Consider the following 24,874-nt stretch of genomic DNA (forward strand, 5'->3'; position numbering starts at 1 on the left):
GCGTTTTTATTTTTTTAGGGAAAATCAATTTGAAAGGATGAGTTTGATGTTACTTGACCAGCAATATTTGTTTGCACCCGGACCGACACCTGTACCAGACCGTGTGAAAAATGCCATGAATCAACCGATGATTGCCCACCGAGGCCAAGAATTCCCCAAGTTGCTTGAAGATGTTTCTACCCGTCTGATGCCTGTTTTTGGAACTGAAAATCCCGTGACCGTCCTTGCCTCAAGCGGTACAGCCGCATTGGAAACGGCGGCTGTCAATGTGATTGAGGAGGGTGACGAAGTCGTTGTCATTGTCGCCGGTGCCTTTGGCGACCGTTTTGCCTCCATTTGCGAAACGTTCGGGGCCAATGTCCACCGCCTTGAGGTTGAGTGGGGCAAAGCCTGCCAGCCGGAGCAGCTGGAGGAATTTTTAAAAGGGTTGCAAAAGGATGTAAAAGCTGTCATTGCCACCTATTGCGAAACCTCAACCGCGGTCCTTCAGCCAATTAAAGAGCTAGGTGAAGTTGTGAAACGCGTAACGAATGCCTTGTTTATCGTCGATGGCGTCAGCTGCATCGGTGCTGTTCCAGTTAATATGAAAGATTGGAAGGTTGATATCCTTGTTTCAGGTTCACAGAAAGCATTGATGTTACCGCCGGGATTGGCGTTTGTTGCCGTCAATGACCACGCCAAGCAGGTGATCAAGAACTGCAAGACAAAACGATTTTACCTAGATTTGAATCGCTACATGGCCTCCTATGACAATGAAAGATCTACGCCGTTCACTCCCGCTGTATCATTGATTTACGGGGCGCAGGAAGTTTGCAACATGTTTGATGAAGAAGGCTTCGAGAATGTGATAGCGCGTCACCGGGTAATGCGTGACATGACCCGGGAAGGGTTAAAGGCGATTGAGGTGCCGCTGCTGACTTCCGATAATGATGCATCACCAACCGTTACTGCAGTCCGCACCATTGACGAGCCGGCCAAGCAAATGAAAAAGCTTTTAAAGGATAAGTTTGCGATTACGGTTGGCGGCGGCCAGAAAAAGTTAAAGGGTGAAATTTTCCGGATTGGCCACATGGGCTATTGCACCCCGTTTGATGTGTTAAAAGTGTTAAGCAGCATTGAGATGATCGTGAAGTTTTCAGAAGGAAAAGATGTATTGGGTATTGCCGTAAAACGAGCACAGGAGGTTTGGAGCGAAAATGTATAAAGTATTAGTAACAGATGGAATCAGCCAAACAGGATTGAGAAGCTTAATTGATCATCCGAATTTTGTGGTCGACCGTCAGCCTACCTTGCCAGTTGAGGAATTAAAATCGATCATCGGCGGATATGATGCCTTGATTGTACGCAGCCAAACGAAGGTGACCGCCGAATTGCTCGAGGCTGCCGGACGCCTCCGCGTCATTGCCAGAGCCGGTGTGGGCGTTGACAATATTGATGTCAATGCGGCCACCCGAAAAGGGATAATCGTCATTAACGCGCCAGGTGCCAATACGATTGCCGCCACGGAACATACGCTGGCAATGATGCTCTCATTGGCTCGAAAAATTCCTCAGGCCCATCAGAAAACAGCTGGTGGCGAATGGGACCGTAATTCCTTTAAAGGGGTTGAGCTCTATAAGAAAACGCTCGGTGTTGTCGGGATGGGCAAAATCGGGACAGAAGTGGCTAAGCGGGCAAAAAGCTTTGGTATGAACATTTTGGGGTTTGACCCTTATTTGACTAAAGACCGGGCGAAAAAGCTCGGGATTACAAAAGCAAGCCTTGATTTAATTGCGGCGGAGGCTGATTTTATTACGATTCATACCCCGCTGACCAATGATACACGCGGCATTATTAATGATGAATTTTTATCAAAAACGAAAAAGGGTGTCCGATTCGTTAACTGTGCCCGCGGCGGTATTATCGATGAAAAGGCGCTGGTACGGGCGATTGTCGCGGGCCATGTCGCCGGTGCAGCCCTCGATGTATTTGAAACAGAGCCGGTGGCCGACCCGGAATTGCTGGGGAACCCTAACATTATCGTAACCCCGCATTTGGGCGCATCAACAGTGGAGGCGCAGGAAAAGGTCGCCGAAGAGGTCAGCGCTGAAATTATCGAGATTTTTGAAAAACAGTCGATTCAACATGCAGTCAATATGCCGCAAATGTCCGGCGAAACCCAAGCCAAGCTTCAGCCGTATTTATTGCTCGGCGACCAGATGGGCCAACTGGTAGTGCAGCTATTGAAGAAGCAGGCCCCTAGTAAAATTGAAATCAATTATTTTGGCGATTTAATCGATGAGGATACCGAGCTGCTTACCCGCACACTGTTAAGAGGCGTGCTGTCCTATCATTTAAGCGATTCTGTTAATCTCATCAACGTGCTTCACTTGTTGAAGGAGCAGGGCGTTTCCTATAATGTCGTGAAAAACGCCACAAACAAGGGCTTTGCCAACTATATGGAGCTGGCCGTGTCCCAAGGTACTGAGACTGCACGTATCGGGGCAACGGTTCTGAACGGCTACGGCGCCCGGATTGTGAAAATCAACCAATACCGGATTGACGTAAGGCCGGAAAAATATTTGCTGTACATCAAGCATACTGACGTGCCGGGCATGATTGGCAAGGTGGGGTCGTTGCTAGGGGATTACCAGATTAATATCGGGACGATGCAGGTAGGCCGGACCGAAGTCGGCGGCGAGGCAATCATGGTGCTGACGCTTGATAAAGTATTGGTTCCTGAGGTGATTCGTCAGTTGACATTGATCGACGGTCTGGAGGAAGCTTCATTTTTGGAGGTTTCTAATGTGGATACGTTTGAACCGGGCCGGTTGGAGCCGGAGATAGTGGAAAGCGTATAAGGGTTGTTAAGAGTGCCGCACACTAGATGGGTGTGCGGCATCCTTTTTATTGGTGATCAAGGAGAATTATTCATTACTCAAGAATGGTTTTCTCCCTTTTACCAACAAATGGAATATCAAAGACGTTTTTACCTCTTTCTTAGTCAGTTTTGTCTTTAAGAAGCCTCAATTAAAGACATTTTGATTACCTTTCCGGGGTATTTTGTCTTTGATTATCCAAAAAAAGGTAACCTAAAAGCATTTCAGCTCCTTTAATTCCAATACAGAATCAAGAATATAGTCAGCATGATGCTCCTCAAACTCGCCTCTTGCATCTTTCCCGGACAAGCCGGTTAAAACTGCGGCGAACTGCGCGCCCATTTGCCGTGCTGCCAGAAGATCAGCCAAGGAATCTCCCACAATCAGCAGTGTTTCCCCCTTTTCAAGCGGAAGTTCAAAATTCAAGCATTCCTGAACAGCTAGCTCTTTTCGGTAGAGTCCCATTATGTAGGTAAACGGATGCGGCTTCGACAGCGACTTCGATTCGGAAACCTGCTTCTCTGCCTGCAAAACATCATCGGCCGTCACGATTCGGCTCTCATCAAAATACTTTAACCAATCTAAATGCCGAAACGGCTGGATTGTTTCTAATTCCGGCCTGCCTGTTCCGATGCCAATCTCAATTCCGGAGGAAGCTAAAAATTCAAATAGCCCGGCTATTTCCTCCTTTGGGGCAAGTGTAGTTTCATTCGCAAGAAACCCCTTCTTCCCCGTTTGCACCGAAGGTCTCCCCGTTGAGGCAACCACATTTTCATCGCCGACATACCACTCCTGGGAAACATGTTCACAAACCGACCAAAGCTCCCCTTTTTCAAAAATATCAGTCTCGATCCCAAGCTTTTCCTGTGCCAACACATTCAAATAGCTTAGGAGCTCTTGCTTCATCGCATCAGTCCGCTCAAAATCCGTAACAAACAAACTAAAATCGAGCTTCACAGGATAATTACTTAACACTCGGCCAATTTCCAATAATGTCTCACGACCGATTGGTGCCTGACACCATTTTCCAACATTTTCAAATCCCATTTCTTTCAGTTGCGAAAGGAGGTGGATCAATTGGTGGGCAAAAGTTAAATAAATCATGTCCCAGTTGGCGTTCAGGCCCCGTGATTTCATTAGTTTTAGGTGTTGATCGTTGTCAAATACTAGAGCACGTATTTCATCAATTTCATTGTCGCTATAGTCAGTCTTGAATTTTTCCGGGGACAATGCCAAGTAATTGCTGCTACTCAACATCTCCCAAACAGTTAACGCCGACGCATCAAAATACCTTTCTTCGCTTAGCAATACACCGTCAACATCAAATAAAATCGTTTTAATCATGTCCCCACCCTCTTAAAGTACTCGCTTTTTTCCACTATCGTACCATACCCCCTCCTTCTATTTAAAGCGTGCGATACTTTCGGATATAAAATAAAAGCCGTGCACTGGGAAACCCAATACACGGCTTTGGCAAAATTAATAATCCAAACCGATTGAAATATATTTCACTTCCAAAAACTCTTCAATTCCATAGTGCCCGCCTTCACGGCCAATCCCGCTCTCCTTATAGCCGCCGAATGGAGCCTGAGCAACGGATGGCAGAGCATCATTGAGGCCGACGATACCATACTGGAGCTGCTCGGTAATTCGGAACGAACGGCTTAAATTATCGGTATATACATAGGCCGCCAATCCGTAGTTGGAATTGTTGGCACGCTCAATCACTTCTTCCTCGGTTTTAAACGTTGAAATTGGCGCTAGCGGGCCAAAGATTTCATCCTTCATGCATTCCATTCCATCGTGAACATTGATTAAAATTGTTGGGGCATAGAAATAGCCGTTTTCTTCAGCAGGTTTAAGTCCGCTGTAAATGACCTTTCCACCTTTAGAGACCGCATCCTCCACCAATTCTTCGACTTTTGAACGGGCAGCCTGGTCAATTAATGGACCGATATCAATACCCTCATCAAGGCCGTTTCCGACCTTAAGTTTCTCCAATTCTGCCTGGAATAGCATTGTAAACTCTTCCGCGACACTTTCCTGCACATAAACTCGGTTTGTACAAATACAGGTTTGTCCGGCGTTGCGGAATTTCGACTGGACTAAGCCGGCGGCAGCTTTTGCCAAATTGGCATCGTCCATGACAATAAACGGAGCATTGCCGCCAAGTTCAAGCGAAACTTTCTTGACTGTTTCGGCCGCCCCGCGCATCAATGTTTTCCCTACCTCGGTTGAACCGGTAAAAGTAATCTTGGTTACCCGCGGGTCCTTTAACCAAACATCACCGATTTCCGTAGAACGGCCGGTCACAACATTTAGAACCCCTTTTGGAATCCCCGCCTCATGTGCAAGCTCAGCTAGTTTCAGTGCTGTAAGCGGCGTTTGACTGGCCGGCTTCACTACAGCCGTACATCCTGCGGCCAGGGCCGGACCCACCTTCCTCGTAATCATCGCTGCCGGGAAGTTCCAGGGCGTAATCGCCGCAATAACACCAACGGGCTCTTTACGCACCAAAATCCGCTTATTTGGATGCGAAGCCGGAATCGTTTCACCGTAAACGCGTTTCCCCTCCTCCGCGAACCAGGAGATAAAGCTATTGGCATAAACCACCTCGCCAAGGGCCTCTTTTAATGGTTTACCCTGCTCCATCGTCATGATTCTGGCAATCTCATGCTTGTTCTCATCGATAAGATGGTGCCATTTCATCAGGAGGTGATAGCGCTCCTCGGCCGTCTTTTTCGACCAGAGTTTAAACGCTTTATGAGCAGCATCCACCGCCCGCTCGGCTTCCAGCGCTCCTCCCGTGGGCACCGCCCCTAACACCTCATCTGTTGCCGGGTTGATAACTTCAGTAAAAACTTCATACTCATTGCCAACCCATTTTCCGTCAAGATACATTGGATAAATTTGATGCTTTTGTTTCACAGTGTCCATTCCTCCCCCACCCGTTTGGCCCTGATACGGCTTTCCTTTACATACCATCGTAATCAATGTTGGCCAATATTTATCACAAATATTATAACATGTAATCCGAAATGGATAAATTTGGTTGCCTGTTTCTACAAAATCTCTAGTATTATTTGGATGAAAATAAGGCATAACAAAAAGCAGTGGGGTTCAAATCCACTGCTTTTTGAAAAAATGGCATATTATCTAGCAAATGTATGGTTACCGATTGTAATTGTTACCGGACGTGATTTAATCCAGCTGCTTTTTGCTGTTCTTGGGTTATAGAAATATAAAGACCCATTACCTTGACCACTGAAAGCGAGTGCTTCGTTTACAGCTTTCTTAGATTCTGCATCGGCAGGCTGATTGATTGCTCCATTTTGGACCGGTGTAAATGCATAGTGACCGGACTCAATTTGATAGATTACATCACGGACAGTATTCGGAAATTCAGGACTTTTTACACGGTTTAAGATAACAGTTGCCACGGCAACCTTACCGGCATAAGGCTCACCCACCGCTTCGGCGCGGACAAGTCTTGCCATTAAGTCTTTATCTGCTTCTGATGTAGTAGCGTTTGGGATTACTAGATTAGTCCCTGCGTATAACATCGAACCTTTTGCATTGTTTGCGGCCATTAAGCTATTTACAGGCACACCATACTTTGTGGCGATTTTCCAATACGTTTCCCCATATTGTACCTTATGAGTCGCAGTCGCCGCTTCTGTTTTTTCAGTTAACGTAAATGCTGACATTGATAAAATTAATCCGGCTGCAATTACTAGTTTTTTAAGTTTGTTCATTTTAAAACCTCCTAGTTTTTGTTGCTCGCTTTCTCTACAACTAAGGCTATCAGTTGTAACATAGTTATTCATCGCCCAATAAGTGGAAATACCTCCAAAACGACCATACTTCCCAATCCAAAGGCATTAATCTATCATATGGAAAATCCTACCCTCACCAGCTAATCGACAAAAATTTGGAAGCAATGGCGAGTTTAGGCTTTTTTTTTACAAAATATATCATCTTTGTAATATAAATTGAGGCAAAAAAACCAGGCATTTTCACGGGATTGTCAACTATTTCCGCGAAAGTGTGCAGAATCTCCTGTAAAACTTGGGTAAAATATAGTAAGGAAAAGAAGAAGGAGGAAATAGCATGCAAAATCAATTAGCAGAGACACTAAACAAACAAATTGCCAATTGGTCTGTCCTGTACATGAAGTTACATAATTATCACTGGTATGTGACCGGGGGACAATTCTTCACCTTACATGCCAAATTTGAAGAATTCTATAATGAAGCGGGATTACATGTTGATGAATTAGCCGAGCGGCTGTTGGCAATTGGCGGCAAACCAGTGGCTACCATGAAAGAAAGCCTTGAAATTTCTTCTATTAAAGAGGCAGCCGGAACAGAATCTGCTGAGGAAATGGTACAGTCCGTCATTAACGATTTCTCCATCATCATCGGAGAATTAAAAGAAGGCATGAGCCTTGCAGAGGAAAATAATGATGAAACAACCGGAGATATGCTGCTGGCAATCCATTCAGGTCTAGAAAAGCATGTATGGATGCTGAAAGCATTCCTTGGGAAATCTGTTTAATGCCGCAACATGAAGTAATAGTATATACCAGTAATGGCTGCACTTATTGTGAACAAGTTAAAACGTTCTTGAAGGAACAGGGAATTGATTTCGAGGAGCGGAATGCATCAATACATGATGAGTATCTCGATGAATTAAAGAAAAAGAAAATCTATGCAACGCCTGCTACTTTCATTAACGGAAAACTGGTATTAGGATTTCAGGAAAAAAAATTTAAAAAGCTGCTTGGTTTCGAGTAATGTGGGCTCCTACATGGGAGCCCTTTTACTATTAACCTTTTTCTTATTCCAATGCGATGGCGCACTCTCCACTATATCAAATCCGAAGCTTTCATCCTTGACCTCCCAAAAATGTTCTACTCCTATTATTTGCTTAATTTTCCAACAAGACATCGGGACTTTTAACATAATCAAGAATTCAGCAAATATAATGGAATATCCGTGTTAATAGGAGGGTGATTAGATGGTCTATCAGGGATTGGGAGAACAAGAAGTCAATAACATGCTTATTGCCCCGGAAAGCTTTGCAGCGCCGCCTGAATCATTATCGGAACAAATCTTTATTGAGCGGTCATTAACAGAAAATAAATTTTGGCTGCGGATTATGAAGGAGCATTCCTACTTTTTGGGCGAAGGCTTTAATCGAAGAGACAAACATTTAATCCAGCAAACCGACCGCTTCTACCACTATTTTGCCGAACAAGAAAAACGGGCACATCAAACGCCCAATAATGTGACCGCCGTCCGCAAGTTAAATGAAGACACGATTCAGCTTGTGCTAGGATTAAGAAATTTTAAACGAAACCTGCTTATTTTAATTATTAATTGTAAGGTAATGGGCTTTAACTTTCCGCTTCTAGTCGACCATATTGCCAGAGAAGCGGAATACTTTATGAGAACGTTAAAAAAATTGAACGATGGGATCCTCGACCCAGTTCAGGATGCCATTATTAAAGAAAATGTATTCTGGCTGAGAATTATGATGGAGCATTCACGCTTCATCGCTTCCCTACTTGACCAGTCGGAACGAAATCTAGTAATTACGGCAAGGAAATTTGGGGACGATTTTGAAGTGCTCCTCAATCAAGCGAGAGATGTTGAATCAATGCTTCTAAAGAAGAATCCAACCTATCCGATTATCGGTAAAATGAACAAGGACAGTGAAAATGCCACACAAGAGCTGCGCGCCTTTAAACAGGCCGGGCTGGACTTTATCAAAACCTGCCAAATTAGAAACGTGATTGATCCATTGTTAGCTGACCATGTCGTGAGGGAGGCAGATCACTTCCTGCAAATTATTAAAGTATTAGAAGGCCGATTAAAAGTAAAGCAACAAGAACAGCATAGCTAAAAAATAAGAGACTATCGCCAGGATAGTCTCTTACATTTTTCTCCGTGCAAGAATAACCATGCAAACGGTAATGATTATAAACGCGATGAATGCCAGCAGCGGGATTGTAATAAATCCAAGCCAGTTGATATAATCCTTTGAGCACGGGACTCCGTAGCTGCACATTTCGAATTCCTGCAAGGCTGGCACCTTCTGCAATAATGTATGATAACCCGATATCAGTACACCGATCACCGATAATGGCAAGACATATTTAACAATGTCCTTGTCATTACGATAGACGGCAACGCCAAGAATTACTGCCAGCGGGTACATAAAAATCCGTTGATACCAGCAAAGCGTGCAAGGGATGAAGTGCATGACCTCGCTAAAATACAGGCTTCCAAGCGTGGCAATGATTGCGGCAATCCAGGAAATCAGCAGGGATTTATTCATATTACTTCCCCTTTGCGGCTTCTTCAACCATCGCCTTTAAGTCATCCATTGATTGTCCGGTAAACATCTTTCCATTAACAAAAAGTGTCGGTGTTCCCGTAACACCTAATTTCGCGACATAATCCATATCCTTTTGCCAAGCTTCATGCGATTTTTTGTCACGGAAATTTTTCACTACTTTGTCAGCTTCTTCGCCGCTGGCAACTTCTTTTAATACATCCGTTAAAAATGATTCCGTAAATAAATCAATCTTTTCATACTTTGTGTCCTCAGGCTGCCTTTTATAAAGAAGCTCGTGGAATGCCCAAAACGTCTCGTTCCCCAATTCTTGAAAAACAGACTCGGCAAATTTGGCGGAGCGCTCTGAATCCACATTAATAAACGAATCATTCATAAAATAAAACTTGGCTTTTCCGGTGTCCACGAACTCATCCAGAATTAAAGGAACGAACGATTCAGCAAAACTTTTGCAAGCTGGGCATTTGTAATCCCCGAATTCTACAATCGAAACCGGTGCGGCTTTATCACCAATGAACGGCTGATTGCTGTAATCAATTTCCGCTGTTTTAGTTTCTGCTTCTTCTTTTTGTTTATCCGAATAACTATTTAAAAAGATTAGTCCCAATACCCCTACTGCTATTAAACCGATCACCCAAAAAACAAATTTTGAAGATGAACCCTGCTCTTTCTTCCCATTAAGTTTATTATTAGCCATCATCGTACCCCTTCAAATAATGATTTGACCAGCTAATATAAATATTACGTATCTCAATCAAGAATGCAAACATAAGGTACTGTTAATAGCCTTTATAAATTAGAAACTCTATCATTTCCGCTGTCAAAACTAGTTGTATTTTGTTTCCTAAATAGGAACAGAAATGCTAGACCCATACCAGCAAAGATAGTATAGATAAAAATGAGGTGTCCATAGCTAATCAGTTCCGAAATGAAGCCGAACAGCAAATAACCAACAGTTGAGCCGATTTGTGTGGTATTCATATAAAGGGTTGTGGCTGTACCAGGTGCCTCCGGAATGAAATCCTGAAAATAAGATATAGCAATCCCTGCCGTAATCGAAACCTGTGCAGCACTCAAAAACTGGAGCGGATAGATTTGCCACGGCTCGCTGACAAAGCCAAACAACAAAAAGTAAAGAAATGCAGTGAAAAAGCCTATTTTAATTAATATGGCATTATCAATTTTTGTTGCCCAGATCCCGACCAAGACCATCAATGGCACTTCAAAAACTGGCGCTACACTAAAAATAATCCCGACATCCATTTCGGTACCATGCAATACCTTGGTGACGAACTGTGGCACATTTAACATGTGAATGGAAGTTGCGGTAGAAAGTAAAAATGCCGCAGCCAAATAACCAAAAATATACGGCCTTTTCACATATTTGCTTACCGATGGCACTTCCGCCCGAACTGAAACTTGTTGACTGGATACATCCTTTAAGAGACAGATAATGGCTATAAGTGCGAGGAGATAACCAGCTACCACAAATAAAAATAACCCTTTAAAACCGCCGGCCTGAAGCAGCCATGCGCCGAGAGCAGGCCCCACCGTCCAGGACAAAGCAAAAAACATCCGAAATACATTCATCACAAATGGAGTATCTTCTTTTGCAATGCTAGACTGTGTTAGCACATCCCTAGCGTAAGCCCATAACTGTGGCACTGCGGCAGCTGTTACACCGAGCACAAAAAACCCCGTAATCATCAACGCAAAGTAATTTCGTAAAAAAGCATATAAGCCATAACCCACAATTCCCGAAAGCGCGGTTAAAACCAACAGCTTTTTTCGGCTTATGTTCGTATCTGACAATTTGGCGATATAAGTACTGAGGGCAACCCCGCCTATAGCAGTGATTGTCATAAACACCCCAAATCCAATATTGCTCATTCCCACCTCATCAATACCAAACAAAGAGGAAAATGGCAGGAAAAATGAGGTTGATAGCCCGAAAATAAAGTTAATTAAAAATAGGGCCGGAAACGATGGAATCTTCCACACAAAAACCGCTTTTTCTTTGACATTGGATAAAACTTTATTTTCCATGTCCCATCATCCCATCATAAAAATTCCCCTTACACGGGCAATTTCCATGTAAGGGGTTTCCTTTACAATCATAAATCAGTTGGCCAAGCCTTCTTTTTTCAATACTTCCTCAAGCTGCTGAATGGCCGCGTCCGCATCTTCACCTTCTGCGTTAATCTTGATTTCGGCTCCATTAGGAATTCCAAGGGACATGACTCCCATAATTGATTTTAGATTTACTTGCTTTTCCTTATAAGCGATCGTAACCTCTGATTTAAATTTTGACGCCGTACTGACCAAAACAGTTGCCGGACGTGCGTGGATCCCTGCTGAATCGATTACTGTAAATGTTTTTTCTGCCATTATATTGCCCTCCTATAAGTCTTTTCCGTTTGTTTCGATGACTTCTTTATACCAAAAATAGCTCTTCTTTTTAATCCGGCGTAGGTCATGGTCGCCTTCTTCATGCTGATTGACATACACGAAGCCGTAACGCTTTTGGAAGCCATTCAGCCAACTTAACAGGTCTGTAAAGGACCATGTGCAATAACCGAGCATTTCCACTCCATCGGTAATCGCCTCCTGAACCGCTTTTAAGTGAGACCGAAGGTAATCAATCCGATAATCATCATTGACAACATCGCCGTCTTCCAGCTTGTCGTACTCTCCAAGGCCGTTTTCGCTGATTAAAATTGGTAGCTTATAACGGTTTGTGATGCGGCGCAGACCAATACGAAGTCCCGTTGGGTCAATATTCCAATCCCAATTTGTCCGTTCCAGATTATCATTTTTGACGGTCTTATACAACCCTGGAACCCCAGTATCCTGGGATGTTCCTTTTTTACCGGTCGTATTAAAGGTTCCTTCCGTCACCCCACCTACTAAAGGATTTTTTTCATAGGTGGTAGTTTGATAATAGTTCACGCCCATGAAATCAGGTGTGCCTTCCTTCAATAACTCGAGGTCGCCACTTTCAAGCTTTGGTGCCAGCCCTTTGCTTTCCAAGTAATTCCATGCAGACTTTGGATATTCGCCCCAGGCATATACATCCATCCACCAGTGGCTGTTTGCTTCCTCAGCATTTTCTGCTGACAAAATATCCTCAGGCTTGGAGCTTGCGGGATAGGCAGGAGAATAAGCAAAACTCGGGCCAATTTTCCCATCAGGGACATATTTGCGGAATTCCTTGATGGCACTGGCGTTAGCCAGATTAGCATGATGATTGACCTGGTAGAATAGCTTTTCATCCTTGACTCCTGGCGGGTGCATCGCCGTTTTATAGCCAAGCCCAGTAAATACATTTTGCTCATTTAGACTGACCCAATACTTGACGCGGTCGCCGTAGTTTTTATAAAGGGTGACAGCAAAGTTTGTAAAGTCCTCAACGATTTGCCGTGATTCCCAACCGCCATATTCATCCTGAAGCGCCTGCGGCAAATCCCAGTGATAGATTGTCAAAATCGGCTCAATTTTATACTTTATTAATTCATTGATCAAATTATTATAAAATTCTAACCCTTTCTCGTTAACTTCCCCTTTTCCAGTCGGAAAAATACGGCTCCACGCCACTGAAAAACGATAAGCCTTCAGTCCCATTTCCGCCATTAACCGCACGTCTTCCTGATAGCGGTGGTAGTGGTCAACGGCGACATCGCCTGTGGTCCCTTTAAAGGTTTTGCCAGGAATCCTGACGAACTGGTCCCAGTTCGATGGCCCCTTTCCGTCTGTATCCCAGGCTCCTTCTACCTGATAGGCTGCTGATGCCGACCCCCATAAAAAACCAGCAGGAAATGGCTTTAGATTTTCATGTATCATAGCATTTCTCTCCTTAACTATGTAGTCAATTAAATATACTAAGTTGGTTCCGGTGTAATCATACACCGGAACTATGATTTGTCTTTAACGATTAGGCAAGTTGAATATTGTCCGGAAGCTTGACAGTCGTTAGGATCTCAAGCTCTTTTACTCGGTGTACATTATAAGATGAACCAGTAAGTACTGATGAATCAAGATATCCAGGGTGAGCCATTACCTCTACCACTGTCCCATCTGGAAAACGGTCGGCCAATTTTTCAAAGTAATCAAATGTAAGTGTTTCCCCGTAAAAATCAGTTGTCAAAACATCCGAAAATGCAGGAACTCCTTCAATTTTAACATCACCAGAGCAGCGTACTGGCAAATTGTATTTTTTCGAAAGTCGTTGAACCACTGGAAGCAGAAGCGGGATACCGTGTGCATGATGGTGTGAATCCATGTGAGTAAGAGGGACCCCGGAAGCAAGGAATTTTTCAATTTGTGCTGTCCATTCCTGCTCAACTTGTTCAACATTAAGATTCGGATCATTAAAGATAATGCTATTCTTTTTGAAATAGCCATCCTCATCAACAAGATCAGGTACGTTAGTAAGCGGCTTTCCACATGTCAAAACAAGATGTATACCCACTTGGAGTTCAGGGTTTTCTTTTGCCAGTTGAAATGCATGCTCCGCACCCGGCATATTGGTCATAAGCGTAGCTGAATTTAAGATCCCATACTTATGTGCATCAATGACACCGAAATTAATCGCTCTTGAATAACCAAAATCGTCGCTGTTTACAATTAATTTAATCATGTTCTTTCCCCCTATTTTAAAATAGGACCTGAAAGCTCAGGTCCTAAATTTTTTACTTGTTGAAGAATTGTGGCAAGTAATCTTTATGGGCTTCAAGCATTTCATCAACGATTTGCTTAGCAAGCTTGTCGCTTGCAACAAGCGGGTTAATCGTCAAAGCAAGAACGGCCTTGTCATAGTTGCCTTCAACTGCTGCCTCAGCTGAGATGCGTTCAAACGATTTGATTTGTTGAACAAGACCGCGGGCAGCAACCGGAATGTCACCCATTGTAATTGGCTTAGGACCATCTTTAGTAATGATACAGCTTACTTCAACAGCGGAATCATTTGGTATGCTGGCAATTGCACCATTGTTCATCGTGTTGACAGGCTGAATGTCGCGCTTATCGTTATACATAGAAGAAATTAAACGAACTGCAGCATCGGAGTAGTAAGCACCACCGCGCTTCTCCAATTGAGGCGGCTTAATGTTCAGGTTAGGATCTTTGTATAATTCGAACAAATCATCTTCGAGACGCTTAACCACTTCAGCACGAGTTCCTTCTTTTTCAGCGGCTTCAATCGTTTTCTTAACCATTTCTGGCATTTTGTAATAATAGTTGTGATAAGGGCAAGTTAAGGCACCCAATGCTCTGATAAATTCAGGCTCCCAGCCCTGACCCTCAATATTTTTAACAAAGCTGGTGTTTTCAGGGTTAGTCAACATGTCAATTACTTTGTCTTTCACACTGATACCATCAACATAAATATCAAGACCGTAAACCATATGGTTCAAACCGGCAAAATCGATTCGTACTCTGGAATGATCAACATCTAAAAGCTTGGCAATCCCCATTTCCATACCGATTGGTACGTTACAAAGACCTACAACCTTACGGAAGTTGCTATGACGAAGCACTGCTTCTGTCACCATTCCAGCTGGATTTGCAAAGTTTACAAGCCATGCATCCGGACAAAGCTCTTCCATGTCTTTAACGATATCAAGGATAACTGGAATCGTACGAAGACCTTTAAATAGTCCGCCAGGTCCGTTTGTTTCCTGCCCCAATACGCCGTACTTCAGCGGAATCCGCTCATCTTTTGCACGAGCTTCCAAAAGTCCAACACGTAATTGAGTGGTAACGAAATCAGCATCTTTTAAGGCTGCACGGCGGTCCATAGTTAAATGAACTTCAACCGGAAGACCAGCTTTTTCAAACATCCTCTTTGCCAGATTTCCTACGATTTCAAGCTTTTCGCGGCCTTCTTCCACATCGACAAGCCATAGTTCACGTAATGGCAGTTCATCGTATCGTTTGATAAATCCTTCCACCAATTCTGGAGTATAACTGGATCCTCCGCCGATTGTGGCGATTTTAAGTGTTTGTTTAGTCAATTAAAAAACCTCCTGACGTTCTAGTTATTCATTTCTTGACGAATTTCCACTAATTCCCTTGCTAGATCTTTCAATGTCATGGCTGTCATTAAATGGTCTTGGGCATGAACCAGAATGATGGGAATGTCGAAGCTTTCCCCGCCTGCCTCGGCTTGAATTAATTGTGTTTGAAAATGATGAGCTTCGTTCAATTCTTTTTCAGACTCGTTTAATTTTTCATTTGCTTCGTCAAAGTTTTTATCCTTTGCAGCATAGATGGCCTCCATAGCCAGGCTTCTGGCGTTGCCACTGTGTAAAATTAATTGGAAACTTAAACCATATAATTCTTCTTTTGTCATTATGCTCACACCTTTATAGAAGTTTCAAAGAATAAGAGCCTGCCGATTGGCAAGCCCTAATTCAATTTTCAAGTCAATTTCATTATGCTGCGTTATTTTTTGCGTCGTTTTCTTGCTTAACCAATGTTTTGTCATATGCCTTCATGAATGGGAAGTAAATGGCAAATGCGATTGCAAAGTTTACAAGCTGCATAACAATCGATGATATCTTACCTGTTGCCAAGAAACCGCCTAAGAAGATAGGAGTTGTCCATGGCGGAACTGCTCCATTCGGCTTTGCCACACCGAAGAATTCCATACCCAACCATGTGGAAATGACAATCGCCATTGGTGTTAAAATAAACGGAATCATCATAACTGGGTTCATAACAATTGGCATACCGAATGTGATCGGTTCGTTGATGTTAAAGATACCAGGTCCAATTGATAAACGGCCTAATTGCTTCAATTGCTGGCTCTTTGCGAATAATACCATTGCGAAAACAAGAGCTAAAGTTGCTCCGGAACCACCCACGTGAACAAAGATCTCGTAGAATTGTCCGGTAAAGATGTGAGGAACTTCTTTCCCAGCTTGCATTGCAGCAGCATTTTCAGCGGCAGCTTGAAGCCAGATTGGGCTCATTACGCCACCGACAATACTTGCACCGTGAAGACCGGTTGTCCATAACACTTCAACTAAGAATACAACGACTAACATACCAACCAGAGTTCCACTTAATTTGCTAATTGGTTGTTGCAGCAAGTCTCTAACAATATTGTGAACACTTTGGAAGTCGGTTTGTTCGATTCCAATACGCAATAACCAGAAAATGATGATGACAACAAAACCAGGAATTAAGGCTACGAATGATTTCGATACACTTGGCGGTACGCCATCAGGCATTTTGATAATGATGTCCTTTTGAACGACAAAACGATAAATTTCTGTTGATAATAGAGCAACAATAATGGCAACGAACAATCCGCCTGAACCTGTTAAAGCGGTTGGGATAACACCACCAACGTCTACTGTACTGTTATCGGCAAGAGTAAACACAGTTTTGAAAGGTGTTACCATCAAGAATGTTACAAGTGACACAGCACCTGCGGTAAGCCCGTCCACTTTATAACTTTCCGCCAGCCGGTAGGCGATACCAAAGGCTGCAACAAGGGCCATTGTGTTAAATGTTGCATCGTATGGATAATTCAAAATGTTTTGTAAGAACTCGTTTGTGATCATGTATTGACGTTCTGGGTCGCCGAACCACGGAAGCCATCTGATAACCAAGAAAAGTGAACCAATAATTAATAATGGCATTGTAAGGATAAGACCGTCACGCAATGCTTGAAGGTGGCGCTGACCTGCAACTTTGGCTGCAACCGGCATAACCTTGTTTTCTAGGAAATTATTAACTTTGCTCATTTAATCCACTCCTTTATTTTTTCACTAAATTTTGGGCAAATTTCACTACTTCTGGACCATTGCACATTCCATAATGAACTGGATTGATTGCATCCACTGGAATCCCTTTTTCTGCTCCAAGTGTTTTCATTTTAGGAAGTAAGTAACGAACCTGTGGTCCAAGTAGAAGAACATCGGCGTTGTCGATGTGGTTATTTACTTCACTGGCACCTACTGCCCAAATTTTCGCTTCGATTCCTTGATCTTTTGCATACGCTTCCATTTTTGTTACTAAAAGACTTGTGGACATTCCTGCTGCACAACATAATAAGATATTCATTGTTGGTAATTCCCCCTAAAAGTATTTATTCAAGAGAGAGAGTCATCGCTAAAATAATTTGAATAATGGCTGATTCATCTTGCTCTCTAAGTTGTTTCCCTCTTGATGTCTTAATCATAAAATAAAAACGCTTTCATTTACACACAACCTTTTTCCGTTACGCAACGGAAATGGTTAGAAAGAATTATTTGAAAAATGCAAAAGCCTCTAATCTAATGCAAAAGAAGGATAAGCGCAGCAGCTCATCCTTCATTTTTTGAGTTATATAATTGTCTGGCGAATTTAAATACTTCTGTACCGTTGACTGTTCCATAGTGAACGGAATTTATAACCGCAACCGGAATTCCTTTTTCCTCACCCGCGCGTTTGAAATCAGGAAGCAAGTAGCGAACCTGCGGACCCAACAATAGGACATCCGCCTCATCAATATGTTTGGATACAGCATCAATTGCGACAGCCCAAACCTTGCAATCAATCCCTTGCTCCAAAGCGATTTTTTTCATTTTGGATACCAAAAGGCTTGAAGACATACCTACTGAACAACATAATAATATATTCATATTTCCCTCCAGATAGAGCGGTTAAGCTTTTCGAAAAATCGCCTCAAATTCTTTAAATGTTTTGCATTTAATCAGCTGCTGCACCACTTGACTATCATCGATTATTTGCACTAACAAATCGTACATGCTTTGTAAATCCGTAGAGCTATTTTTTTCAACATTTAGGAGACAGACAAATTGAACTCGTTTCCCGCACCAATCAATTGGCTTTTGCAATGTACAGATTGTCCAAAACGTAGAATCTGTCTTGGGCGTTAATGGATGTGGAATCGCTACAAAATTCCCATAGCTTGTTGGCGATAACGTTTCCCGTTCAAAAACACTGTCAAGATACTGGTCGTCTACAAGTCCTAGTGTTTGCAGTTTGTCCCCGAGAAACTTCAGGACCTCCTCCTTGGTGGCAAAATTCATTTGCAGGAATACCAATTCTTCCTTTAGGTACTTCAGTCTTTGGTTAAGGCTTTCGGTAATGACCATTTCGATCTTATCCAAATCCGAACCACCAAGAATGGTATTGACTTGAATGACCGGGATAGGCATATCCCGGGGAATGGGTATAGTACTAATCAAGAAATCCAGAGAATCCAGAGGAATTTTGCCAATTTTATAGAAATCGGTCGTACCGACAATCTCAATTCTCGAACCGAACTTCGACTGGATTTTCGATGCAAGGAGCCTTGCGCTTCCTACACCTGATGCACAAACGATCATGCATTTTTTCGGCGTGTTGTCGATTTTCTGATTTTCCATGGCGGCCCCCAAATGCAGTGCCAAATAGCCCATTTCATTTTCATTAATTTCAATATTAAGTCTTCGCTTCAGAACAATTCCCGCAATGACGGCAGCCTGAAATGCCGCTGGGTATTTTGCTTTAATATCGTCAAGCAGTGGGTTCGGCAAGTTAATCCCATATTGGAAGCGATGAATCGCCGGCCGTAAATGCAGGCTTAGTGCAACAAACAATTCATGGTCGTCCTTAATATTTAAATGAAGATCATCGGCAACGGTATCAATAATTTCCTTTACTATTTCATATATTTGCTGATCGATGATTCCTTGAATTTTCGTTTCATCCAAATGAAGTTCAGTCACCATTTTTGTACCTAGCAAATGTATGGTTATATAGGCAATCTCCTCTTCAGGAAAAGCTACCCCTAATTCATGTTGGAGCTCGTTAACAATTTCCTGAGCAACTAGATATTGTTGTTGCTTTTTCAACTCTGCCAATTCCTGCGTAACCATGGAAACATACTTTTCATTTTTGATTCGATTATAGGCGATAACGATATGTATGACGAGATTATTTAACCCAATATCTGATAAGGCGATATTATGTTGAATTATTCTATCCAAGATGATCTTCCTAATTGTATCTAAATCATCTTTTAGAAATAACGGAACATGGTTGTTGTCAATATCCATTTCATTTTCGATATTGTTAAAAATATGATCAGCTATGCATAAACGCAGATTAAATTCTTCACCCTTTACCTTTAAGCCAAAATTCGGCTTGCTCTTCAATGAAATCCCGTAGCGGCGAAAAACGTCTTTGACATCCTTAAGGTCGTTTTGAAGAGTGGACTTACTGATAAATAGTTCATCGGCGATATCATCAAGCTTTATATATTCTTCCGACAGCAGCAACCGCTTGATGACATAACGTACCCGTTCCTCCGGCAATGTTGGTACCTCACCATTTTGCTCCCATTTGTTATCTGCCGCTTCTTGCAGTAATTGGCGGAATAAATGGTCATCTTGCACAATCAACTGATAACCTGACCCGCGAATTGATTTAATTTCCGCACCAAAGTCAGCAATTATGGACTCAAGCTCCCTGACATCATTTCGAATTGTCCTTGAAGTGACATCAAGCACTTTGGCCAAGTATTCACTTGTAACTGTAGTATCCGCTTTCATTAGCTCACGTATAATAACCGTCATTCGAGTGTTTAACATATTAAAACCCCCGCTTCTGATGTCAAATCCCGTCGTTTTTTGCATTTAAACATATCATACCATTATTTATAAAGGTGAAACACCGCAAAGTCGTTTCAATATGGTGAAAAATGATTTTTGGGTTATGATATGAATGTATGATTATTTTTATTTAACGAGGTGCCTAAGAAATGACAAACAATGAGAGTTATATAGGGTATATCGGAACGTATACCAAAGGGGAAAGTAAGGGAATTTACACATTTATGTTAAATACCTTGGAAAGAACAATAGAGGATGTGAAGCTTGCTGCAGAACTAAGTAATCCTACATATTTAAATATCACCAAGGACAATCGCTATTTATATGCTGTTGCGAAAGAAGGCGACAATGGTGGAATTGCAGCATTTTCTGTTGGGGATAACGGGGAATTAACAGCTATTAATCGCGAAGTGAGCGAAGGTGCTCCTCCATGTCATGTGAGTGTGGATAGTGATAGCAAGTTTGTGTTTGGAGCCAACTATCATAAGGGCTCGGTTGAATCACATTTGGTTAACCCAGAAGACGGTTCAATTTCTCCTGCTGTATCGGTGATTAAGCATGAAGGCCGCGGTCCGGACCCGCGCCAGGAAAAAGCCCATACCCATTATGCTGGACTGACTCCGGATGAAAAGTACTTGGCGGTTGTGGAATTGGGAACCGATGCATTAATTACATATAACGTCGGCGATGACGGGACCTTAACGAAGGTTAAACTGCTGCCTTTGAAAGCTGGAAGCGGACCGCGCCATCTTACGTTCCATCCTAATGGAAAATGGGCTTATGTGATGACAGAATTCAGCTCGGAAGTCGTCGCATTAAACTACGATTCCGAAACTGGCCATTTTTCCGAGAAGCAATATATTTCTACTTTGCCGGGGGATTTTACGGGAAATAACCAGGGAAGCGCGATTCATATTTCCTCGGACGGCCGGTTTGTGTATGCGGGCAATCGCGGGCATAACAGTATTGCGGTGTTTAGTGTAAATGGGGAAACTGGTGAATTGGCGTTTATTGAGCTCACATCTACTGAAGGCGATTGGCCACGGGATTTTGCATTGGATCCTTCTGAGAAATTTATTGTGGCTTCGAATCAAGAGTCGGGGACTTTGGCGCTGTTTGCGCGGGATGAGGATTCTGGGCGGTTGACATTGCTGCAGGCTGGGGTTAAGGCGCCTGAGGCGGTTTGTGTGAAGTTTTTGCGTTTTTAAATTCAAGCCAGGATAGGCTCTTGGACAAATCCTAACTTGAACAAATAACATGTCTATCCATAAGCCGGGATAAGCTTATAATGGCTTATCCCGGCTTTTTTACTGTCAAATTAATTTCTTCCTCGGTTGTTAAAACCGGCTCACGGTCCATATCTCTAATCCAGAGTAACCCATCTGGCAGCGGATTAATTTTTTTCTCAAGAGATGGGAATTTTTGAGATAAAATGATATCTTTATAGATTTCAGGCATATTAAGGCCAGCTTCCGTAAAAAAGTAACAAGTAGTAAAAAAACGCATATTTATTTCAGTAGGATTTGGAAAGTCGTTTCTATCATAGGTCATGTCTACCCCATATACACCATGAGGTTTGGAATCGATAGCCAGTATCGAGTCTAAAGCCACTTTATTTATTATATCATCACTAAAGGTTTCCCCAACACCTGTGATACCCGTTACTCCAGATAAAGTCCGATTGGCAAATCCCCAAGACTTTCTTCTTCTGGTCTGGGCTACCACTAATTCACCTTCATACCAAATCGATAACCAAGTAGCCGTTTTATCAGCCTGGAGCAATTCTGATGCAGTAAATTGACCCCAGCCATTATATAAATTAATCCAATTCCTTGCAAATTCATAATCATTAGTTGGCAAGGCGCCTCTGCCGCCTGCCCCTACTATTGAACGGATCCATATTTTCCCCTCGCTGTCCGCCAATTTCTTAAATGCTATCCCCAAGTCTTTGTCATCATTAATAAACATAGTTTGAGGAACCTTAATACCCTGGGATTCCCACTTTGTGTATGATTTAAATTTATCTGTACATGTTTCAATAACATCATGGTCAGGCATAAATAACTTAGTCCCTGTTGCCAAGATGGCTTCCCGAATCCTTGAAGCCTCCAAGATTTCTCTATCATTCATAAAAACTGCCAATTTCGGTTTATCATTTTTTATTATTTTCAATAATGATACTTTATAATTTTCCCCAAATGCAAATTCATAGGGAATATGTCGTTTTACATCAGCTTTGGAAGAGTAGAGATTATAAGGGTTTCTTGATACACCAATTACTTCGTTTTTATATGCAGAAGCTTGCCAAGATTTAATAACATTTTCCGCAGGAGCAACACCGACATCTGTTATTAAGATTTTCTCCATGGTTAAGCACCCCATCATTAAGGTATCTTTCAGCTCGATTAATTTATATTTTTTACTTGATTATTTGATTTACCCCTATAATTCTCCATGCTGAAATGATCTTTAGCGCTCACTCCCTCTTTCTTGATGACCTTTTTAACGGTTAATAGTAATATTTTTAGATCAAGCCACAGGGACTGATGATCAACATACCAAACATCTAATTGAAATTTCTCCTCCCAACTAATAGCATTACGTCCATTCACCTGAGCCCATCCGGTTATTCCTGGTTTGACATCGTGCCTTCTTGCTTGTTCTTTTGTATATAAAGGAAGATATTCCATTAATAAGGGCCGAGGGCCAACTAAACTTAATTCCCCCTTAATGACATTAATTAGTTGCGGCAACTCATCAAGACTGTATTTTCTAAGCAAGATTCCTAATTTGGTTAACCGATATTTTCCCGGGAGCATCTTCCCGTTTTCATCCCATTTTTCGATCATCGTCCTAAATTTAAAAATATAAAATGGTTTCCCATGGAGTCCCGGTCGAAGTTGCTTGAATAAAATTGGCGAACCCATTCTTATTTGAATCATTGTGGCAGCCAGCAGTATAATCGGTGAAAAAACAACTAATATTGCCACAGCTCCCACTAAGTCTATGATACGTTTCAATGCCATTTCCCCCTTAATAATTGACAGATACCGTGAATAATTGGCTATCATTTAACAGGAGGTACTCACCCCTTTTCTTTCACGCCTGTTCCGTTTGAATTGTTTGATGAGGGACAAAAAAGTACTGAAGTTTTCTTTTAATAAATTTTGGCTCCTTCATGTTAATATCTGAACCGTCTAGAATATGGGCAGCATTTTCCATAAAATATGAGCGATCAGAAGCGGTATAATTTTCTTCTATCCAATTATAGGCTGATACCAATTCAAATTTGCGGCGGGAAAAGTGGTGGGCATCAGAAGCAATCAAATGGACAAGATTATGATTGAATATATACCTGGAAAAATTCTGCAATCTCTTGCCATCTTTGCCTAATAAACTGCTGGCCGTTACCTGCATTAGAATTCCTTGTCGGACCATATTAAAAATTTTCTCCGGATATCTTCTCAAAATTTTATTCCGCTCCGGATGGGCTAAAATAAGAGAATATCCCTTCCGCTTCAATTCTAATAAAACCTCTTCGGTATTGGTCGGCAAATAGCTGCAAGGGGGCTCTATTAACAAATATTTCCCTGTATTATTAAGCGTTAAAAAATGCTCTAAATTATATTCAATATCATGTTCTATCTGGTCATGGAGGTGAAATTCTATTCCCGGATAAACAGTTAAGGGAACTCCTTGGTTCTGAAGTAAAATATTTACTTCCTCTACTAATATCAATATCTTCCTATAATCGTTTTCATAGAAAGCATGTTTATGTCGATGCTTATGGTGGGGTGTTGCAATAACATGGTGAATTCCAGAAGCTACAGCCTGTTTGGCCAACAAGATTGTTTCATCCGGCGTTTGCGGTCCATCATCCACCCCGTATAGGATATGGTTATGAATATCGACAATCATTTCTGTCTTCCTTTCCAATGTAGGATTAATCCCTTCACTAAAACGAACGCTCGGATAAGTTTAAAGGCTTGCTCGAGAGGTCAATAAGCTGTTCCCTTTTGCCTCTATATATTGGAAAATATTGTTCATTTACCTTATAACGGCTTTTTACATCCTCGATAATTTTATTATAAATTTCCTGATTATAGACCCTTTTACCTATAAAATACTCAAAATTATTGTTATTGGTAAACGAAGATTTAAACTTGAATAATCCGTCATTTTCTTGGTAACCGCCGCCAAGATGGAGCAAGGTTGATCCCTTTGACTGGCAAAATTCAATCATAAAATCAAATAACAGGTTATTAGGCTTTAGGTGTAAATACGAGGTCTTGGAAGCCCCAAGATGGTAATGTGAAAAGTGCAGACCCTTCATTACCAAGACTCCTGCAACAATTTCGCTTTTATATTTTGCAAACAATAAATAGCTGTCACTTATGCTGGTACTCTCCATTTGTTGAAAAAAATAATCCTCGGTAAAGTAATAGAATCCGTCTGCTTGATTCCGGTTCATCGTCTCCTGATATAGCCCTATGAATTGTCGGATATTTTCCGCCGTATTTTCTGCTAAAAAACAAAAGAGGCCCCCTTTTCTGGCCCTCGTTAAATTTCTTTTATTCATGACGGAGTAATGTTCCCGAATTTCTTCAATTGATAAGGTTAGATCAACTGCTGTTGTTTTTCTTATATAAGCCACATCCATGATACTTTTGCAAACTTCATAATTTCGAATGATCGGATGGAATCTAATGGTTTCCGTTATGATATTGTTTTCATTACAATAATCTGAAAAACAATCATAAAATGATCTGATTGATTGCCCGCTTCCCTCCAGCAGAGGCCCCCCATAGCCATAGGGAGTTACAATATCATAAATTTCTTCGCCTGCCCAATCAACTTTCCTTTTTATAAATGGATAGAATACCTTTGATAATCCATCTTTATAATAAGCAGCATGTAGCTGCCCAATTTCCATTTTTGCGAATATATTTCCATATTCACGAGTATAGTAGACATCCGGGTCTTTGAAGGTTTTCAATAAAAATTCCCAGTCGTGGGTTGACTCGATTACTTGAAAATAGTAACTCATTG

25 protein-coding genes are annotated in these 24,874 nt (G+C 41.9%); 6 read left to right on the plus strand and 19 right to left on the minus strand.

What is annotated here, in order from left to right:
• Positions 1–46: 46 nt before the first annotated feature.
• Both AR334_RS16975 and serA read left to right on the plus strand, forming a co-directional pair.
• A complete protein-coding gene (locus AR334_RS16975) occupies positions 47–1,204 on the plus strand; it encodes an alanine--glyoxylate aminotransferase family protein (protein WP_066314019.1) in 1,158 nt (385 codons plus the stop codon).
• Positions 1,197–2,840 (plus strand): phosphoglycerate dehydrogenase, encoded by a 1,644-nt coding sequence (gene serA, locus AR334_RS16980; RefSeq protein WP_066314020.1) that lies wholly within the window; start codon positions 1,197–1,199, stop codon positions 2,838–2,840. The genes AR334_RS16975 and serA overlap by 8 nt, the downstream gene beginning before the upstream one ends.
• A gap of 231 nt (positions 2,841–3,071) precedes the next feature.
• Here serA and AR334_RS16985 read toward each other — a convergent pair whose 3' ends face one another.
• The 3 genes from AR334_RS16985 to AR334_RS16995 form a co-directional block, all read right to left on the minus strand.
• Complete coding sequence (locus AR334_RS16985; protein ID WP_066314024.1) at positions 3,072–4,202, minus strand: HAD hydrolase-like protein; 1,131 nt, start codon at positions 4,200–4,202, stop codon at positions 3,072–3,074.
• Positions 4,203–4,337: 135 nt separating this feature from the next.
• Positions 4,338–5,759: an NAD-dependent succinate-semialdehyde dehydrogenase gene (locus tag AR334_RS16990; RefSeq protein ID WP_156431320.1), complete on the minus strand. Its 1,422-nt coding sequence runs from the start codon at positions 5,757–5,759 to the stop codon at positions 4,338–4,340.
• A gap of 251 nt (positions 5,760–6,010) precedes the next feature.
• The gene (locus AR334_RS16995) at positions 6,011–6,613 is read right to left on the minus strand and encodes a cell wall hydrolase (protein WP_066314030.1); all 603 of its coding nucleotides are present in this window, start codon (positions 6,611–6,613) and stop codon (positions 6,011–6,013) included.
• Positions 6,614–6,968: 355 nt separating this feature from the next.
• On the opposite strand from AR334_RS16995, the gene AR334_RS17000 reads away from it, so the two are divergent.
• The 3 genes from AR334_RS17000 to AR334_RS17010 all read left to right on the plus strand — a co-directional run bounded on the left by AR334_RS17000 (position 6,969) and on the right by AR334_RS17010 (position 8,765).
• Complete coding sequence (locus AR334_RS17000; RefSeq protein WP_066314033.1) at positions 6,969–7,415, plus strand: Dps family protein; 447 nt, start codon at positions 6,969–6,971, stop codon at positions 7,413–7,415.
• Complete coding sequence (locus AR334_RS17005) at positions 7,415–7,654, plus strand: glutaredoxin family protein (protein WP_066314034.1); 240 nt, start codon at positions 7,415–7,417, stop codon at positions 7,652–7,654. Before AR334_RS17000 ends, AR334_RS17005 begins: the two co-directional genes overlap by 1 nt.
• A 223-nt stretch (positions 7,655–7,877) precedes the next feature.
• Positions 7,878–8,765, plus strand: coding sequence for a DUF2935 domain-containing protein (locus tag AR334_RS17010; RefSeq protein WP_066314037.1), 888 nt, complete (start codon positions 7,878–7,880; stop codon positions 8,763–8,765).
• A 30-nt stretch (positions 8,766–8,795) separates the two neighbouring features.
• Here AR334_RS17010 and AR334_RS17015 read toward each other — a convergent pair whose 3' ends face one another.
• The 12 genes from AR334_RS17015 to AR334_RS17070 all read right to left on the minus strand — a co-directional run bounded on the left by AR334_RS17015 (position 8,796) and on the right by AR334_RS17070 (position 19,804).
• Positions 8,796–9,200, minus strand: a complete 405-nt coding sequence (locus tag AR334_RS17015; RefSeq protein WP_066314041.1) for a disulfide oxidoreductase — start codon at positions 9,198–9,200, stop codon at positions 8,796–8,798.
• Position 9,201: 1 nt separating this feature from the next.
• Positions 9,202–9,915: a DsbA family protein gene (locus AR334_RS17020; protein WP_066314043.1), complete on the minus strand. Its 714-nt coding sequence runs from the start codon at positions 9,913–9,915 to the stop codon at positions 9,202–9,204.
• A gap of 92 nt (positions 9,916–10,007) precedes the next feature.
• Positions 10,008–11,264 carry a sugar efflux transporter gene (locus AR334_RS17025; protein WP_066314047.1) on the minus strand — a complete coding sequence of 419 codons (1,257 nt, stop codon included), beginning with the start codon at positions 11,262–11,264 and terminating at the stop codon, positions 10,008–10,010.
• A gap of 75 nt (positions 11,265–11,339) precedes the next feature.
• Positions 11,340–11,606 (minus strand): phosphocarrier protein HPr, encoded by a 267-nt coding sequence (locus AR334_RS17030; protein WP_066314053.1) that lies wholly within the window; start codon positions 11,604–11,606, stop codon positions 11,340–11,342.
• Between the two features lie 12 nt (positions 11,607–11,618).
• A complete protein-coding gene (locus AR334_RS17035) occupies positions 11,619–13,058 on the minus strand; it encodes a glycoside hydrolase family 1 protein (RefSeq protein ID WP_066314056.1) in 1,440 nt (479 codons plus the stop codon).
• 91 nt (positions 13,059–13,149) lie between these two features.
• Positions 13,150–13,854, minus strand: a complete 705-nt coding sequence (gene chbG, locus AR334_RS17040) for a chitin disaccharide deacetylase (RefSeq protein WP_066314059.1) — start codon at positions 13,852–13,854, stop codon at positions 13,150–13,152.
• Positions 13,855–13,906: 52 nt separating this feature from the next.
• Complete coding sequence (locus AR334_RS17045) at positions 13,907–15,229, minus strand: 6-phospho-beta-glucosidase (protein WP_066314060.1); 1,323 nt, start codon at positions 15,227–15,229, stop codon at positions 13,907–13,909.
• Between the two features lie 20 nt (positions 15,230–15,249).
• A complete protein-coding gene (locus tag AR334_RS17050) occupies positions 15,250–15,567 on the minus strand; it encodes a PTS lactose/cellobiose transporter subunit IIA (RefSeq protein WP_066314061.1) in 318 nt (105 codons plus the stop codon).
• 82 nt (positions 15,568–15,649) lie between these two features.
• Positions 15,650–16,969, minus strand: a complete 1,320-nt coding sequence (celB, locus tag AR334_RS17055; protein ID WP_066314064.1) for a PTS cellobiose transporter subunit IIC — start codon at positions 16,967–16,969, stop codon at positions 15,650–15,652.
• 13 nt (positions 16,970–16,982) lie between these two features.
• On the minus strand, positions 16,983–17,288 hold the full coding sequence (locus AR334_RS17060) for a PTS sugar transporter subunit IIB (RefSeq protein WP_066314066.1): 306 nt from the start codon (positions 17,286–17,288) through the stop codon (positions 16,983–16,985).
• A 242-nt stretch (positions 17,289–17,530) separates the two neighbouring features.
• The gene (locus tag AR334_RS17065; protein WP_066314069.1) at positions 17,531–17,848 is read right to left on the minus strand and encodes a PTS sugar transporter subunit IIB; all 318 of its coding nucleotides are present in this window, start codon (positions 17,846–17,848) and stop codon (positions 17,531–17,533) included.
• Between the two features lie 21 nt (positions 17,849–17,869).
• Entirely contained in the window at positions 17,870–19,804 is a 1,935-nt protein-coding gene (locus tag AR334_RS17070) for a BglG family transcription antiterminator (protein ID WP_066314075.1), read from the minus strand.
• Between the two features lie 170 nt (positions 19,805–19,974).
• Between AR334_RS17070 and AR334_RS17075 the strand changes: the two genes are divergently transcribed.
• Entirely contained in the window at positions 19,975–21,033 is a 1,059-nt protein-coding gene (locus tag AR334_RS17075) for a lactonase family protein (protein ID WP_066314077.1), read from the plus strand.
• 85 nt (positions 21,034–21,118) lie between these two features.
• Here the strand turns inward: AR334_RS17075 and AR334_RS17080 are convergent, their stop codons facing one another.
• The 4 genes from AR334_RS17080 to AR334_RS17095 form a co-directional block, all read right to left on the minus strand.
• Positions 21,119–22,192: a carboxylate--amine ligase gene (locus AR334_RS17080; RefSeq protein ID WP_066314078.1), complete on the minus strand. Its 1,074-nt coding sequence runs from the start codon at positions 22,190–22,192 to the stop codon at positions 21,119–21,121.
• Between the two features lie 38 nt (positions 22,193–22,230).
• Entirely contained in the window at positions 22,231–22,845 is a 615-nt protein-coding gene (locus AR334_RS17085; RefSeq protein WP_066314079.1) for a sugar transferase, read from the minus strand.
• 79 nt (positions 22,846–22,924) lie between these two features.
• Entirely contained in the window at positions 22,925–23,761 is an 837-nt protein-coding gene (locus AR334_RS17090) for a tyrosine-protein phosphatase (RefSeq protein ID WP_156431302.1), read from the minus strand.
• Positions 23,762–23,780: 19 nt separating this feature from the next.
• Positions 23,781–24,872 (minus strand): GNAT family N-acetyltransferase, encoded by a 1,092-nt coding sequence (locus AR334_RS17095; protein WP_066314085.1) that lies wholly within the window; start codon positions 24,870–24,872, stop codon positions 23,781–23,783.
• Positions 24,873–24,874: the final 2 nt, after the last annotated feature.

This window comes from Bacillus sp. FJAT-29814, from assembly GCF_001510715.1.
In the GTDB taxonomy this organism is placed as follows: domain Bacteria; phylum Bacillota; class Bacilli; order Bacillales; family Cytobacillaceae; genus Neobacillus.

Excerpts from the sequence above, each read along its gene's own strand:
- AR334_RS16975 (WP_066314019.1), top strand. The coding sequence starts at position 47 with ATGTTACTTGACCAGCAATATTTGTTTGCACCCGGACCGACACCTGTA.
- serA (WP_066314020.1), top strand. The coding sequence starts at position 1,197 with ATGTATAAAGTATTAGTAACAGATGGAATCAGCCAAACAGGATTGAGA.
- AR334_RS16985 (WP_066314024.1), bottom strand. The coding sequence starts at position 4,202 with ATGATTAAAACGATTTTATTTGATGTTGACGGTGTATTGCTAAGCGAA.
- AR334_RS16990 (WP_156431320.1), bottom strand. The coding sequence starts at position 5,759 with ATGTATCTTGACGGAAAATGGGTTGGCAATGAGTATGAAGTTTTTACT.
- AR334_RS16995 (WP_066314030.1), bottom strand. The coding sequence starts at position 6,613 with ATGAACAAACTTAAAAAACTAGTAATTGCAGCCGGATTAATTTTATCA.
- AR334_RS17000 (WP_066314033.1), top strand. The coding sequence starts at position 6,969 with ATGCAAAATCAATTAGCAGAGACACTAAACAAACAAATTGCCAATTGG.
- AR334_RS17005 (WP_066314034.1), top strand. The coding sequence starts at position 7,415 with ATGCCGCAACATGAAGTAATAGTATATACCAGTAATGGCTGCACTTAT.
- AR334_RS17010 (WP_066314037.1), top strand. The coding sequence starts at position 7,878 with ATGGTCTATCAGGGATTGGGAGAACAAGAAGTCAATAACATGCTTATT.
- AR334_RS17015 (WP_066314041.1), bottom strand. The coding sequence starts at position 9,200 with ATGAATAAATCCCTGCTGATTTCCTGGATTGCCGCAATCATTGCCACG.
- AR334_RS17020 (WP_066314043.1), bottom strand. The coding sequence starts at position 9,915 with ATGGCTAATAATAAACTTAATGGGAAGAAAGAGCAGGGTTCATCTTCA.
- AR334_RS17025 (WP_066314047.1), bottom strand. The coding sequence starts at position 11,264 with ATGGAAAATAAAGTTTTATCCAATGTCAAAGAAAAAGCGGTTTTTGTG.
- AR334_RS17030 (WP_066314053.1), bottom strand. The coding sequence starts at position 11,606 with ATGGCAGAAAAAACATTTACAGTAATCGATTCAGCAGGGATCCACGCA.
- AR334_RS17035 (WP_066314056.1), bottom strand. The coding sequence starts at position 13,058 with ATGATACATGAAAATCTAAAGCCATTTCCTGCTGGTTTTTTATGGGGG.
- chbG (WP_066314059.1), bottom strand. The coding sequence starts at position 13,854 with ATGATTAAATTAATTGTAAACAGCGACGATTTTGGTTATTCAAGAGCG.
- AR334_RS17050 (WP_066314061.1), bottom strand. The coding sequence starts at position 15,567 with ATGACAAAAGAAGAATTATATGGTTTAAGTTTCCAATTAATTTTACAC.
- celB (WP_066314064.1), bottom strand. The coding sequence starts at position 16,969 with ATGAGCAAAGTTAATAATTTCCTAGAAAACAAGGTTATGCCGGTTGCA.
- AR334_RS17060 (WP_066314066.1), bottom strand. The coding sequence starts at position 17,288 with ATGAATATCTTATTATGTTGTGCAGCAGGAATGTCCACAAGTCTTTTA.
- AR334_RS17065 (WP_066314069.1), bottom strand. The coding sequence starts at position 17,848 with ATGAATATATTATTATGTTGTTCAGTAGGTATGTCTTCAAGCCTTTTG.
- AR334_RS17070 (WP_066314075.1), bottom strand. The coding sequence starts at position 19,804 with ATGTTAAACACTCGAATGACGGTTATTATACGTGAGCTAATGAAAGCG.
- AR334_RS17075 (WP_066314077.1), top strand. The coding sequence starts at position 19,975 with ATGACAAACAATGAGAGTTATATAGGGTATATCGGAACGTATACCAAA.
- AR334_RS17080 (WP_066314078.1), bottom strand. The coding sequence starts at position 22,192 with ATGGAGAAAATCTTAATAACAGATGTCGGTGTTGCTCCTGCGGAAAAT.
- AR334_RS17095 (WP_066314085.1), bottom strand. The coding sequence starts at position 24,872 with ATGAGTTACTATTTTCAAGTAATCGAGTCAACCCACGACTGGGAATTT.